The sequence below is a fragment of the Arthrobacter sp. Cr_A7 genome (assembly GCF_029222765.1).
Taxonomy (GTDB): Bacteria; Actinomycetota; Actinomycetes; order Actinomycetales; family Micrococcaceae; genus Arthrobacter.
This window is the reverse complement of the sequence record NZ_JARHXQ010000059.1, coordinates 12,412-26,606: the sequence shown is the minus strand read 5'-3', so window position 1 is coordinate 26,606 and position 14,195 is coordinate 12,412. Positions and strand designations below refer to the sequence as shown.

13 protein-coding genes are annotated in these 14,195 nt (G+C 64.3%); 7 read left to right on the top strand and 6 right to left on the bottom strand.

Annotation, left to right across the window (positions count from 1 at the left end; all coding sequences use genetic code 11):
- Nucleotides 1–93: 93 nt before the first annotated feature.
- The 4 genes from map to P2Q66_RS03420 all read right to left on the bottom strand — a co-directional run bounded on the left by map (nt 94) and on the right by P2Q66_RS03420 (nt 4,427).
- Nucleotides 94–861, bottom strand: a complete 768-nt coding sequence (gene map, locus P2Q66_RS03435) for a type I methionyl aminopeptidase (RefSeq protein WP_275725581.1) — start codon at nt 859–861, stop codon at nt 94–96.
- 64 nt (nt 862–925) lie between these two features.
- Nucleotides 926–1,951, bottom strand: a complete 1,026-nt coding sequence (locus P2Q66_RS03430; protein WP_275725580.1) for a LacI family DNA-binding transcriptional regulator — start codon at nt 1,949–1,951, stop codon at nt 926–928.
- Nucleotides 1,952–1,968: 17 nt separating this feature from the next.
- Complete coding sequence (locus tag P2Q66_RS03425; protein ID WP_275725579.1) at nt 1,969–3,546, bottom strand: glycoside hydrolase 43 family protein; 1,578 nt, start codon at nt 3,544–3,546, stop codon at nt 1,969–1,971.
- Entirely contained in the window at nt 3,543–4,427 is an 885-nt protein-coding gene (locus P2Q66_RS03420; protein WP_275725577.1) for a DUF6807 family protein, read from the bottom strand. Before P2Q66_RS03420 ends, P2Q66_RS03425 begins: the two co-directional genes overlap by 4 nt.
- A 292-nt stretch (nt 4,428–4,719) precedes the next feature.
- On the opposite strand from P2Q66_RS03420, the gene P2Q66_RS03415 reads away from it, so the two are divergent.
- The 6 genes from P2Q66_RS03415 (at nt 4,720) to P2Q66_RS03390 (ending at nt 11,754) form a co-directional block, all read left to right on the top strand.
- A complete protein-coding gene (locus P2Q66_RS03415; protein ID WP_275725576.1) occupies nt 4,720–6,024 on the top strand; it encodes an extracellular solute-binding protein in 1,305 nt (434 codons plus the stop codon).
- Between the two features lie 55 nt (nt 6,025–6,079).
- Entirely contained in the window at nt 6,080–7,033 is a 954-nt protein-coding gene (locus P2Q66_RS03410; RefSeq protein ID WP_275725573.1) for a sugar ABC transporter permease, read from the top strand.
- Between the two features lie 10 nt (nt 7,034–7,043).
- The gene (locus P2Q66_RS03405; protein WP_275725571.1) at nt 7,044–7,949 is read left to right on the top strand and encodes a carbohydrate ABC transporter permease; all 906 of its coding nucleotides are present in this window, start codon (nt 7,044–7,046) and stop codon (nt 7,947–7,949) included.
- A 102-nt stretch (nt 7,950–8,051) separates the two neighbouring features.
- Nucleotides 8,052–10,064 (top strand): pectinesterase family protein, encoded by a 2,013-nt coding sequence (locus P2Q66_RS03400; RefSeq protein WP_275725570.1) that lies wholly within the window; start codon nt 8,052–8,054, stop codon nt 10,062–10,064.
- 36 nt (nt 10,065–10,100) lie between these two features.
- Entirely contained in the window at nt 10,101–11,402 is a 1,302-nt protein-coding gene (locus tag P2Q66_RS03395) for a pectate lyase (RefSeq protein ID WP_275725569.1), read from the top strand.
- 139 nt (nt 11,403–11,541) lie between these two features.
- Nucleotides 11,542–11,754 (top strand): dodecin, encoded by a 213-nt coding sequence (locus P2Q66_RS03390; protein WP_275725568.1) that lies wholly within the window; start codon nt 11,542–11,544, stop codon nt 11,752–11,754.
- Between the two features lie 85 nt (nt 11,755–11,839).
- Here P2Q66_RS03390 and P2Q66_RS03385 read toward each other — a convergent pair whose 3' ends face one another.
- Both P2Q66_RS03385 and P2Q66_RS03380 read right to left on the bottom strand, forming a co-directional pair.
- On the bottom strand, nt 11,840–12,058 hold the full coding sequence (locus P2Q66_RS03385) for a hypothetical protein (protein ID WP_275725566.1): 219 nt from the start codon (nt 12,056–12,058) through the stop codon (nt 11,840–11,842).
- Nucleotides 12,059–12,186: 128 nt separating this feature from the next.
- Nucleotides 12,187–13,098 carry a helix-turn-helix transcriptional regulator gene (locus P2Q66_RS03380; protein WP_275725564.1) on the bottom strand — a complete coding sequence of 304 codons (912 nt, stop codon included), beginning with the start codon at nt 13,096–13,098 and terminating at the stop codon, nt 12,187–12,189.
- A 206-nt stretch (nt 13,099–13,304) separates the two neighbouring features.
- On the opposite strand from P2Q66_RS03380, the gene P2Q66_RS03375 reads away from it, so the two are divergent.
- Nucleotides 13,305–14,126 (top strand): aldo/keto reductase, encoded by an 822-nt coding sequence (locus P2Q66_RS03375; protein WP_275725563.1) that lies wholly within the window; start codon nt 13,305–13,307, stop codon nt 14,124–14,126.
- Nucleotides 14,127–14,195 lie beyond the last annotated feature (69 nt).

Below are 14,195 nucleotides of genomic sequence, written 5' to 3'. Positions count from 1 at the left end.
CGGTGGCGGCGCTAACGGGGATTGGCGCGAATAGGGCTGTGCGCGTTTCGGATGCTGACAGGTCCGTTATGGCTTGCCCGCTTATGCAGCCTGCTATGGCAGGGTGAGGATTTCGGCTCCGTCAGGGGTGATGGCGATGGTGTGCTCGGTGTGTGCCGTCCGGCAGCCGGTGGCACTTCGGAGCGTCCACCCGTCGGGGTCGGTGACGAGCTGTGCAGTATCCTCCATGACCCAGGGCTCCAGGGCGAGCAGCAACCCGGGGCGGAGTTTGTATCCCCGGCCCGGCTGTCCGATGTTGGGAACATGGGGGTCCTGGTGCATGGTCGATCCGATGCCGTGACCGCCAAACTGGGTGTTGATCGGGTACCCCGCCTCGCTGAGGACGGAGCCGATGGCATGGGAGATGTCGCCGATGCGGGCGCCGGGCCCGGCTGCGGCTATTCCTGCACTCAAGGCGCGTTCGGTTGCGCTGATCAGGGCGACGCTCTCCGCCGGCCTTGATTCGCCCACGATGAAGCTGATGGCAGCGTCTGCAGCAACTCCGGCCTTGGTGACGGCGAGATCGAGGGTCAGCAGGTCGCCGTCGGCAAGCGTGTAGTCGTGCGGCTTCCCGTGCAGCACGGCATCGTTGACGCCCGTGCAGATGTAGTGGCCGAAGGGTCCGCGTCCGAAGGAGGGCTCGTAGTCCACGTAGCAGGACTGCGCTCCGGCGTCGAGGATCATTGCCTTGGTCCACCGGTTGATGTCCAGGAGGTTGGTGCCCACCGCACTCCGGCTTTTTAGGGTCTGCAGGATGTTGGCGACCAGCGAGCCCGTCTCCTTGGCCCTGAGCAGTTCGGCGGGGTTCAGGATCTCGATCATGCGGCGGCCTTCCTTACGCAACCAATAGCTGTTCCAACCATACGGATCGGCCGGCCCGGATGCGTTACGGCGCCTGCCGCCCGGGTGGGGCCGTTGTTCCGCGGACCACCAGCTCCGTTGCCACTTCGAGGGCAGAAGGCAGCTGGGCAAGCTGCTGGTCCTGTTGTTCGGCCAGGATGCCCACCGCCATGGAGGCCAGTTGCGCCAGCGGCTGGCGGACGGTGGTGAGGGGCGGCGATGTCAGCGCCGCCTGGGCGATGTCGTCAAAGCCCACAATGCTCAGGTCCTGCGGGACCCGCAGCGAGCGTTGCCCCGCCGCGTTCATCACTCCCATGGCCTGCAGGTCGCTGCCCGTGAAGATGGCCGTGGGCGGCTCGGGCAGATCCAGTAGGTCGGCGCCAAGCCGCATGCCGGACTCAATGCTGAAGTCGCCGTCCCGCACCAGCTCGGGCAGCACGGGAAGGCCTGCCTCGTGCAGGGCTGCCGCGTAGGCCGCATACCGCGCACGGCCGTGCCCGGGGCTGTGTTTCCGTCCCGTGATGATGCCGATGCGGCGGTGGCCCTGTTCGAGCAGATGTCCGACGGCGGTCAGCGCACCGGAGAAGGACGCGGGGCTGACGCTGGGGATGGGCAGGCCCTCGGCACCCTCCGGATCGATCGCCACCGCCGGGATTTTCAGCGTCCGAAGGGTGGTCACCAGCATGGATCCCTTCCTGGGAGCCAGCAGCAGCACCCCGTCCAGCCGGTTCACCGATGGTTCCCGCAGCTTCCGCCAGCGCTCGGCCGTGGCGTGCTCCGCCCGGGCATACGCCACCGCGTAGCCCAGGCGGTCCGCCGCGGCTTCCACGCCGGCCATGGTTTCCAGGATCCAGGGCGAATCGAAGTTGTTGACCACCAGCTGCAGCATTCCCGGCTGGCCCGCCGGAGTGTTGCGCTTGGAGTAGTCGAGTTCCTCCAGCGCCTGCTGCACCTTGGCGCGGGTAGCCTCGGAGACGTGGGTGCGTCCATTGAGCACCTTGGACACGGTGGGCACGGAGACGCCGGCAGCCGCCGCGACGTCAGCGATCTTGGGACGCGGGGTGGCGGTCAACGGTGCAGTCCTTGGGGTCATGTGGTTGCGGCGGCGAGTTGCGGGGCTGTGGCCCGGCGCACGGGCGCGGTGTCCACCCGCACGGGTCCCACGATAACACTGCCGCCTTCCTGCGATCCCAGGGGTGACGTGGCGAAGATGCCTAGCTCGGCACCGATCCACCTCCCTTCCACCACCTCAAAATTCCAGCCCTGGACTTCCCACGGCTCACCCGGGCCGGTGCGCCAGGCAAAGGTGGACCGGGGTGTTCCGTCCGTGCGGATCTGGAGCTCGATCCTCGAACCCGGCAGCACAATCCTCCGGCCCGGCGCCTGCTCGTGGGGCCCGTCTCCCCCGGTGCCGCTTCCCAGGACGTACCCCTCGGACGTCCGCACAATTCCCAGCCAGGCGTATTTTTGGCCCAGTACCACCACGCCGGCACGCGTTCCTAGCGGAACATCCTGCAGTTCAAGGGACGTGGTGAAGGTGGAGGGCGTGCCCGGGAGGATCTGCCCGAGCACGTTGGGAAGCTCCCTCAGGTTCACCGGATCGTTGGCTTTTGGCCTGAGCACAAGGTGCCCACCCCCGCACTGGTGCGCCCAGCCGTGCTCCGGATTCGCCTGCCAGTGCCACTGCGGCCCCAGCGTCGCCGTCGAAAAATCGTCGCTGGCAGGTGGCGCTGCATCCTTCGGCGAAGTACCCGCCGGGTAGGGGTGGCTGGAGACGGGGGTGCCCGGTCCGCCGTCGGACGCCCGCGCGCCCATCCATGGCCAGCCGTCGTCATCCCAGCCCATGGGTTGCAGGTGGACCACCCTGCCGTAGGGCCCGCGGTCCTGGAAATGCAGGAACCAGTCTTCGCCACGTGGACTGGTTACCCAGGCCCCCTGGTGCGGACCGTTCACCGCGGTATCCCCCTGCTCCAGGACGCGGCGCCCTTCGTAGGGACCGAACGGGGAGCGGGAGCGGAACACCGACTGCCAGCCGGTGGCCACGCCGCCCGCCGGAGCGAAAATCCAGTACCAGCCGTCCCGCTTGTAAAACTTCGGCCCCTCCAGCGTGGTGTAGCCGGGCAGGTCCGCGCCGTTGATGACGTGTGTGCCGTGGTCCAGCAGGCGGCTGGCATCCGGGCTCATGCGGTGGACCGTGAGCCGGTTCTTGACCCCCACCCTGCTGTGGGCCCAACCGTGGACCAGGTACGCCTGGCCGTCGTCATCCCAGAGCGGGCACGGGTCAATGAGCCCGCGTCCGGGGTAGAGCAGGTGCGGCTCGGTCCACGGGCCTTCCGCCTTTTCGGCGCTCAGGACGAAGATGCCGTGGTCCGGATCGGGATAGAAGATCCAGAAGCGCCCGTCGTGGTAGCGCAGGGAGGGAGCCCACACCCCGCCGCCATGGCGGACCAAGGAGTAATGGCTGCATTGCGGCAGATGGGGAAGGGCGTGCCCGGCGTGCTCCCAGTCAACAAGGTTCCGGGAACGCAGGACGGGCAGTCCTGGCACCCGGTTGAAGCTGGAGGCGATGAGGTAGTAGAAACCCCGGACCTGGACCGCGTCCGGGTCCGGCCAGTCGGCATTGAGGATCGGGTTGGTGTACACGGGGACGGCGTTTCGGGATGTCATGGTGTCCTGTCGGGAGGGCTGAGGGCCGGGATTCCGGGATGGTGCTGAAGGAGTTCCACGGCTTGTGTTGGTGTATCCACCAGCCCGTCGTGGATGACGGCATGCAGGGACTGGGCCAGTGGGCTGGCGGCGTCGGCGACGGCCTTTTCAGACCACGCGACGGCAGGTCCCGCGCCCAGGTAGCCGGTTGTCCTGACGAACCAGGGACGGAGGCTGCCGCCCTGGCCCAGGACAACACTGACCGGGGCGCCGTCGACGGTGGTGCTGATGGCCAGCCAGGGCGAACGGCTTCCGTGGGCAGCCGCAGCTCCTTCACCGTTGGCTGACAGCACCAACGGCTGGGAGCGTGGGGCCGGGAAACGCCAGAAGATCCCGCCGTAGCCGGCGCCCGCCCGTCCTTTAACGGCCGACGACGAGACCTCCAGGCGGCCGACGTTGCCGGCGGGAACCATCACCGACTCCACGGACAGGCTCCAGGTCCCCGGCTGCGGGTGGCTGAAGCAGCGGATGTTCCGCTGTTCAACGGCCACGTCCACCCCTTGCTCCGAGCGCCACACCACCGTGCCGGCGGCCCCGGTTGGGGAAGCTTCGGTTGGGGAGTCGGTCCAGCCCGAGGGCACTTGGCGCCCATGGTTGGGCAGTATGGCCGGGCCGTCCGGCGTGAAGGTGGAGCCGCCCCAAAAATTGGTGCCGTTGAGGTCGGCGAAGGCGATCGATAGGCCCAGATGGTGAGGATGGTCTTCCGGTGCCACCTCCGTAAGCATGGCCCCTGCCAGGGAACGGACCGGATGAAGGTATGGCCGGGGTGAGCTGTGCCCGGGAAAGTCCCGGCCGCTATGCCGGCCCACCAGGGTATTGAGATTGGGAGTTCGTTCTGCCATCAGGCCTCCTTCCTCTGAGTTGCTGCGTGGCAATGGAGAACAGCATAGGCATCGCGGAAACAATCAGCAATAGCTAAAGAAAGTTTCTGATTTGGAGTGATGCAGCTTTGGAAAATTGTGTTGACAGTCACAGTCCTTCCTTGCTAGAAATCGTTTACTCACCTTTTCCTCTTGCCGAAAACCCGCGCTCCGCAACCGTAACTCAGCGGTGTCTCGCGCAAGAGAATCAGAAAGTTTCCGTTCGGATGTACCGATTGCCCATCACCGGGCAGCCACAGAAAGGCGTCATTCAATGAAGAAGACAGCAACCACCGGGGTCCCGCGCAGGATCTTCCTGGGCGCGGCCATAACAGCCGCCGGATTGGCCTTGAGCGGCTGCGGCGGTGGGTCGTCCCCGTCGGCAGGCGGGAACGTGGAACTGAACTTTGTCTACTGGGGCGACTCCAACCGGGCCAAAATGACCGACGCGGCCATCAAGATCTTTGAAGAGAAGAACCCCGGCATCACCGTCAAGAGCGAATACCAGGACAGCGGCCCCTACGCGGACAAGCTTGCTACCCGGTTCGCGGGCGGCAACCCGCCGGACGTGCTGAACATGGCGAACCGCAGCCTGCTTGAGTATGCCCAGCGCGGCACGCTGGCTGACCTAAAGTCCCTGCCTGAGATCGACCTCGCCAACATTCCCGCCACCATCCAGAGCCGTGGTGAGGTGGACGGCAAGCTGTACGGGCTGGCCACCGGCGTCACCACCATCGGCATGGTGGTCAACAAGACCATCACGGACCAGGCCGGCGTCACCATCCCCGACGACAAGACCTGGAGCTGGGAAGATTACGCAAAATTTGCCACCGAGGTGACCCAAAAAACGGGAGGAAAGATCTACGGGGCCGGGTACGACGTCGCCACTGAAACCGGACCCATCCTTTTTGCCCGGCAGCGCGGCGAGGACTTCTACACCAAGGACAACAAGCTCGGTGTCAGCGAGGAAACCATCCGTGAGTGGTTCCAGTACAGCGTGGACCTGCGGAATGCCGGCGGCTATCCCCCGGCGGGCTTCTTCGAACAAATCGGCGGCTCGCCCGCGCAGTCCTACCTTGCCAAGGGAACGGTGGCTTCCCAGATCATTCCCATCAACAACTTCAAGGGCTACAACGAGGCGTCCGGCGGAAACCTGGTGCTGCTCCGCATGCCCGGCGAAACCACCGGCGAGCGCCGCGGCTACTCCGCTGACCCGAGCATGCTGTGGTCCATCGCCGCAAAGTCCAAGCACCCCAAGGAAGCTGCCAAACTGCTGAACTTCCTCATCAATGACGCGGACGGAGCGGTGGAGACGCTTACCCAGCGCGGCGTGCCCATCAACCCTGATGTGGCCGATGCCATCAAACCCAAGCTTGGCAAGGACGACACCGCCTTCGTGGATATGGTTGCCGCCATCCAGGAAGACGAGCTTGCACCGGCCTACGTGTACCCCAAGGGCGCAAGCGTGGTGGCTGACACCCTCAAGCAGCTTGCCACCGAGGTTGAATTCGGCCGTGTCACTCCGGCGGACGCCGCCAAGACCTTCCTCGAGAAGAGCAATGCAGCCATCAACAAGTAATCCGGGCCATTCCGTCCGGACAGCGCACCACCAGAAGCAGATAGGAGCCTGACGCATGTCAGTGCTGACCAAACAAGCTCCCGGCGCGGCCGCCGCCCTGGTCGCCGGAGGGCCGGGCAAATTCAGGAGGGCAACTGCCCGGCGGAAGAACCAGCGCTCGGGATACCTGTTCCTGCTGCCCTGGTTCCTGGGCATGCTGTTCACGATCATCCCGTTCTTCGCATCCCTCTACCTGGCGTTCACGGACTACAACCTGTTCACCGAGCCAAACTTCGTGGGCCTGGCGAACTTCCAGGCCATGACCGAAGACCCCCGGCTCTGGCAGTCACTGAAAGTCACGTTCATCTACACGTTCGTGTCCGTGCCCATCTCGCTGGCCGTTGCCCTGCTGATCGCCCTGGTGCTCAACCGGGGGCTGCAGGGGCTGGCCATCTACCGTTCCATCTACTACCTGCCTTCACTGCTGGGCGGCAGCGTGGCCATCGTGATGCTCTGGCGCTACATCTTCGGGAATGACGGCATCGTCAACGGCTTCCTGGGCCTGTTCGGGATTGCCGGCCCGGCCTGGGTCACTGACCCCGACTTCTCGCTGAGCACCCTTATTGTGCTGAATGTCTGGACCTTCGGCTCGCCCATGGTGATCTTCCTGGCAGGGCTGCGGCAGGTCCCCACCATGTACTACGAGGCAGCCTCGATTGACGGTGCGTCCAGGTGGAGGCAGTTCCGCAGCATCACCATTCCGCTGATCAGCCCCATCATCTTCTTCAACCTGATCATGCAGCTCATCGGGTCCTTCCAGACCTTCACGCAGGGTTACGTGATGAGCGGCGGAACCGGCGGACCGGCGGATTCCACCCTGTTCTACAACCTGTACCTCTACCAAAAGGGCTTCACGGAATTCGAGATGGGGTATGCCTCCGCGATGGCCTGGCTGCTGCTGATGATCATTGCGATTTTCACCGCCATCAACTTCATCGCATCCAAGTTTTGGGTCTTCTACGACAATTAAGGCAACCCCCATGGCACTCCTCGAACTACCCACGAAGCGCAAACAAGACAAGCCCGCCAAGCCGAAGGACCCGGAAGACGCCCTGGCGGGGACACCCAGCACCCGCTTTTCCCGCCACCTGATCCTGTGCCTGGTTGGCCTGGTGATGCTGTACCCGTTGCTCTGGCTGGTTTCCAGCTCTTTCAAGCCGAGCAATGACATCTTCCGGCAGCTGGGGCTGTGGCCGGAAAACTGGGACTTCAGCAACTACGAACAGGGCTGGACGGCATTGAACCAGCCGTTCCACGTGTACCTGATCAACTCGATGATCGTGGTGGTGTTCTCGATCGTGGGCAACATCTTCTCCTGTGCCCTGGCCGCCTATGCGTTCGCACGCATGGAGTTCACGGGCCGGAAGCTTTTCTTCGCACTGATGCTGGGCACCCTGATGCTGCCCGGCCATGTGCTCCTGGTCCCGCAGTACATCATCTTCTCCCAACTCGGCTGGCTGGACACCTACCTGCCCCTGATCGTGCCGAACTTCATGGCCACCAACGCGTTCTTCATCTTCCTGATGGTCCAGTTCATGAAGGCCTTGCCGAAAGAGCTGGACGACGCCGCGCAGATCGACGGATGCGGGCCCTTCCGCACGTTCCTCCGGGTCATCCTGCCGCTGTGCGTTCCCGCCATGGCAACCACCGCCATCTTCACGTTCATTTCAACCTGGAACGAGTTCTTCGGTCCGCTGCTCTATATCCAGAACCAGGACCTTTACACCGTTCCCCTGGCGCTGCGCGCCTTCATGGACTCGGAAGGCCAAAGTATGTGGGGTCCCATGTTCGCCATGTCGGTGGTATCAATCGCCCCGATCATTGGTTTCTTCATCGCGGGCCAGAAATACCTCATCAACGGCATCGCCACCACAGGTTTGAAATAGCCCGGGGCTGACGCAAGCCCCTTTCCCTTCCGCGCGCATCACTGAACACCCTATTGAACCCTGGGCTGGAGGCTGCCCGGGAACAAAACAAAGGAGTTTTGCATGAGTTTGCGACGTCTATTCGGCGCGGCTGCCGCCGTCGTTATGCTGGGAAGCCTCACGGCGGCACCAGCCCAGGCAGCACCGCCCGGTCCCGGACAGGAAGCCGGCACGCCTGCCGCTACCGCCACCCAGGCAGAAGGCACTCCGGAAGCGCTCTGGAAGCAGACGCCGGACGGTTTCGCGGCGCTGCCCGGATACGGGCTGCCGGGAACAACCGGCGGCCAGGCCGGCAGGATGGTCACCGCGTCCACCATCCAGGAACTCAAGGACTATGCCGGGGCCGACGAGCCCCTGGTCATCTTCATCAGCGGCAGCCTTGCCGCCACGGACTACGTCAAGATTCCCGTCGCCGCCAACAAGAGCTTCATCGGCGTGGGGGCGGGCGCGGAAGTGGTGAATGCCGGCTTCAAACTCATCAACGTCTCCAACGTCATCTTCCGGAACTTCACCATCCGGGACTCCTACATCCCCGGCGACTGGGACGGCAAACGCCCGGACAACGACCGCGACGGCATCCAGTTGGACACCAGCCACCACGTCTGGATTGACCACATGGCCATCCAGCGGATGGGCGACGGACTGATCGACACCCGCAAGGACTCGGACCTGGTCACCTATTCGTGGAACGTGTTCGCGGACAACAACAAGGCTCTCGGCGTGGGCTGGACCGCCAACGCCGTGACCCGGATGACCATCCACCACAACTGGATCCGGAACACCACTCAGCGCAACTTCAGCCTGGACAACACTGCGGCGGCGCATGTCTACAACAACTTCCTACAGGACATTGGCCAGTACGGCATGATGGGCCGCAACGCCGCCAAGGTGGTCCTCGAAGGCAACAGCTTCAGCGCCGTGCAGGACCCCATCGTCGCCAAGGACCCCGCCACCGAAGTAGTGAACCGGGACAACGTCTTCAACGGCACCCGCGGCCGCAAGGACAACGTGGGATCCGCCTTCGATCCGACGCAGAACTACAGCTACCAGAAGGACGACGCCGCCCGGGTGCCGGAAATCGTGGCAGCCGGAGCGGGCCCCCGCGGGAACAGCGCCCCGAATACGACGACGGAGATCACCGTTGCCCTGGACGGCACCGGGGACTTCGGCAGCCTGCAGGCCGCCATCGGCTCGATCCCCAGCGGCAGCACGCTGCCGCGCACCATCACGGTCAAGCCCGGCACGTACCGGGAATCCGTCAATATCTGGGCTGACCGGCCCAACCTCACCATCCAGGGCGCAACAGCCAACCCGGCCGACGTCGTCATCACCTACGACCTTCCGGCCAACGGCGTGAAGTTCTTCGGCGGCACCTGGGGCGCGGGCGGCAGCGCCACCCTCAACGTCCTCGCCGAGGGCACCACCGTCCGCAACCTGACGGTGGAAAACGCCTACGACGAAGCCGCCAACGGCGGCAGCCAGGCACTTGCGGTCCGGAGCGTGGCGGACCGTGTAACGTTCGACGGCACCCGCTTCCTGGGCAATCAGGACACCTACCTCGCAGACACCACAGGGCGGGACGCCACTGCCCGCACCTACCTCAAGGACTGCTACATCGAAGGTGACGTGGACTTCATCTACGGCCGGGGAACTGCTGTCCTGGACGGCTGCACCGTCCACTCCCTGGACCGCGGCAGCAGCACGAACAACGGTTACATCGTGGCTCCAAGCACCAAGAACTCCAACCCCCACGGCATCCTGATCATCAACAGCACCCTCACCTCTGACGCGGCGGCCGGCACCGTCAGCCTGGGCCGCCCATGGTTTGCGAGCAGCGATCCGCAGGCGCACCCCATGGGGGTCATCCGGGATTCGGTGCTGGGCAGCCATATTGCCGTCCAGGGCTGGGCGGACATGAGCGGCCACTCCTGGAAGGAGGGACGGTTTGCCGAGTACAACAACTCAGGGCCGGGCGCCCATGTGAACGAATTCCACCCGCAGCTCCCACCGGAAGACGCCCCGAAATTCACCAAGGAAACCTTCCTTGGCGACTGGACCCCGGCGGGACGTGGTTGAGATGGCCGGCAGCAAACACCCCAAGGAGCATCGACGATGATGTCCTTCCCCCTGTCCATCGTCATTGCCACCGGTCTTGCCCTCAGTTCGTCAGTTCCCGCACCAGCGCCGCATGCCGCTGACCGCAACCCGATTTCCACCGAGCTGGGGAGGCAGACTCTTGCGGCAGGTGACGGATGGGCGTCTGCCGACGGCGGCACCACCGGGGGTGCCAATGCAGCGCCGGAAGCCGTGCACAAGGTTTCAACGAGGGATGAACTTGCCGCGGCAGTGGCCGGAAACGAGCCCAAGATTGTGTACGTAGAACAGCACATCAACGCAAATACCGCCCCGGACGGGACTCCGATTGCCTGCGAAGACTACGGCGTGGACGGCTACTCCCTGGACGCCTACCTCGCAGCTTTCGATCCGGCACACTGGGCGGGGCAGGCATCCGGCCCCCTCGAAGATGCCCGCAAGGCATCAAGCGCAAACCAGCGGAAGCAAATCCGGATCGACGTCGGCGCCAACACAACCATTGTTGGCCTGGGCGATGTCCAGCTCACGGGCTTTACGTTGAACATTGATGGGGTGGACAACGTGATTGTCCGCAATCTCCGCCTGTCCGACGCCTATGACTGCTTCCCGGGTTGGAACGGGGACACCTGGAAAACGGAGTGGGACAACCTGGTGGTGTCAGGCTCCACCCACGTGTGGCTGGACCACTTGACACTGGATGACGGCGGGACAGCCGACGCTGAGCAGCCCGAGTATTTTGGTGAGCCCTTCCTGCGGCACGACGGTCTCCTGGACGTCGTCCGCCAGGCAGACCTGGTGACCATTTCGTGGAGCAGGATGGTGGGGCATGACAAATCCCTGCTGTGGGGCAATGGCGACGGTGCCATCGGCGATCGTGGCCGCCTCCGCGTTACGCTGCACCACAACGAATTGATTGATCTTGATCAGCGCGCACCCCGGGTGCGGTTTGGGCAGGCCCATGTATATAACAACGCGTACAGGGTAACCAGCCCTGACCGCTACCAGTACTCCTGGGGCGTCGGCGTGGAGTCCAGCATCATCGCGCGGAACAATACCTTTGAGCTGGCGGCGGGCATTCCTCCTGCTCAGGTCATCCGGAACTTTGGTGGCACTGGAATAGATGAAGAGGGCACATGGGTGAACGGGCGCCATGTCAGCGTACTGGACGCCTATAACGCGGCCAATCCGGTCGAATCACTGGCTCCGGAAGTATCGGGCATACCCGGCCCGCATCTGCCCATTGAACCCGCACCGGCCGCACAAGAACGGGTTGAACGGGGAGCCGGATCCGGGCAGCTGGATTCATCCGTCACGCACTGAATCGATCCTCATAGGAGAAACGACACCACGTCATATCCACAAAGGGCAGGCGGATAAGGGCTGGTCAGGGCTCTTGGAGTGCTACTAGTCTTCAAGAACGGCCCGCAACCGGGAGCAACGATGATCAAGAGGAGCGAAGTTGTCCAACCACACGTACAGCATTTCTGAAATTGTCGGCACATCGACCCAGGGAGTGGATGACGCCGTCCGCAACGGCATCGCCAAGGCATCGCAGACCCTCCGCAACCTCGATTGGTTTGAGGTGAAGGAAATCCGCGGCCACCTGGAAGAAGGCCAGATCGCTGACTGGCAGGTGACCATCAAGCTCGGTTTCCGGCTCGAAGAGCACTAAGTACCCGCCAACTGACCCGCAGTCAAACGTCGCAAAACCTGGTTTTGACGGGGTTGGCTGCGGGTCAGTTTGGGTTAAGGCGGCGCTAGTTGGCCGAGACAGTGCCGGCTGAACGGCGGCGCCACACGGTGGGAACGCCGTCGAACGCGGGAAACACGTGCCCTTCGAAGAAGGACAGCACGGTGTGCGGGTCGTGGTCCGGGCTCCAAAGGCCGGACACCGGGCAATGCGAGCCGGTGGCCGTGGAGGAGGCGGCGCCGGCGTTACCCGCCTGGCGTTCCTTGAGCAGTGCGATGCGTTTCATCGTTGAGACCATCCTTGGTGGCGAAAAGCTTGTTTCTCCAGCCTAGGAACAGGACGATCGTCAACCAATGGACGGCTGGCCAGAATTGGCGTATTGGCTTGGCCAGATGCACAGCAGGAGTGGCGCGCTCAGGACACCTCTCCCCGTTCGACGACCGCCGCATCCGGGCTGGAAATACTGCGCTCCCCAACCGGGGCGGGGCCGGCGCCCAGGCTGGCCAGCAGCGCGAGGGCGTCCGACGACGGCGATCCAGGCCGGGCGGAGTACACCCGCAGCGTCTGGTCGGGCTCGTCGGGAAGGGCAAGGTTCTCAAAGTTCAGTTCCAGGTCGCCAACGGCCGGGTGGTGCAGCCTGACGGTGCCGGCGGACCGGGTTGCCACCCGGTGCCCTGCCCACCATTGCCGGAAGTGTTCGCTGTTCACCGCGAGTTCGCCCACCAACTGGTTCGTCTGGGGGTCGTTGGGGTGCCGCCCTACGTCGATCCGAAGGGCTCCGGCGGCTTCCGCCGCGACGGTTTTCCAATCGCGGAACAAGGTCCTGGCCGCCGGATCGAGGATCAGCCAGCGGGTGAGGTTCCGTTCCCCGGCGGGAAGCGCCGCAAAGTCCGTAAAGAGAAGGAACGCCATCCGGTTGCCCGCCAGGACGTCGCTGCGACGTCCCAGCAGCATGGCCGGCACATCGCCCACAGCCTCCAGGAGGTGGCGCAGCGCCGGCCGGACACCCTGGACTGACGGGCTGCCGGGGGTGCGGGGATTGTTCGCGCAGTTCTCCAGCAGGTCCATCATGTGCGCATGCTCGCTGCTGTCCAGGCGGAGCGCCCGTGACACGGCCTCGAGCACGGCGCGTGAGGGGTGGATATTCCGGCCCTGTTCCAGTCGGACGTAGTAATCGGTGCTGACCCCTGCCAGCCGGGCCACCTCCTCGCGCCGCAGGCCGGGGACCCTGCGGGCGCCGGAGGTGGGGCCCGCTCCCGCGTCCTCCGGGCTTAGCCGGGACCGCATGGCTTTGAGGAACTTTCCGAACTCGGCGCTTTGACCCATGGTGACCATTGTGCCCGGCAAGAGTGGTCCCTTCTACAACGAAGGTAGGACTGGCAATCCTAGGAAAAGCAGAATCAGCCTTACCTGCTGACTATGGGACAAAAACTGCATAGGCTCAATGATGAGCCAGCGGAAACCGCTTTCTCGGCGTCGACCAACCGGCACCTTCCCAGCAGCACAGCACCAGCACTATGCAAGGAGCACCCATGTCAGAGCTGACACTCAACAACGGCGTCACCATCCCCCAGCTTGGCCTCGGCGTTTTCCAGGTCCCGCCCGAGGACACCCAGCGGATCGTGGAAGACGCCCTCGAAGCAGGCTACCGGCACATCGACACCGCCGCCGGCTACCGGAATGAAGCAGGCGTGGGCGCGGCCATTGCCGCTACGGGCATCCCGCGTGAGGACATCTTTGTCACCACCAAGCTCCGGAACGGCGAGCAGGGCCGGGCGCAGGAGGCCTTCCAGAACAGCCGCAAGGCGCTGGGCCTGGACTTCGTGGACCTTTACCTCATCCACTGGCCGGTCCCCTCGCAGGGCCTGTACGTCCAGGCGTGGAAAGAGATGGAGCGGCTCTACGAGAACAACCAGATCCGGGCCATCGGAGTCTCCAACTTCCTGTCCGAACACCTGGACACCCTGCTTGAGTCCGCCGAGATCGTCCCCGCCGTCAACCAGATCGAACTCCACCCGAGCTACCAGCAGGCGGACCTGGCAGCAAAGTGCCGGAGCCTGGGCATCGAGGTGGAGGCCTACAGTCCGTTGGGCCGGGGCGCCGACCTCAACGGAAACGCCGTCACCACCATCGCGAACGCGCACAACGCCACCACCGCCCAGGTAGTCCTCGCATGGCACCTCGCCACCGGAAACATCGTCATCCCGAAGTCCGTCGATCCGGCCCGCATCCGGGAAAACTTCGCGGCCTCGTCCCTCACGCTTTCCGGCGAGGAGCTCGCGGCCATCACCGCCCTCGAGTCGGGGGCACGCCTCGGTTCCGATCCCGCCGTCGCCTCCTTCAGCCAGCTTTAGCCGGTTTCGGGAAGCTCAGCCACCGGTTCGGCAGGCAGTAACAGGCAGTACCACCGAAAGGATCCAACA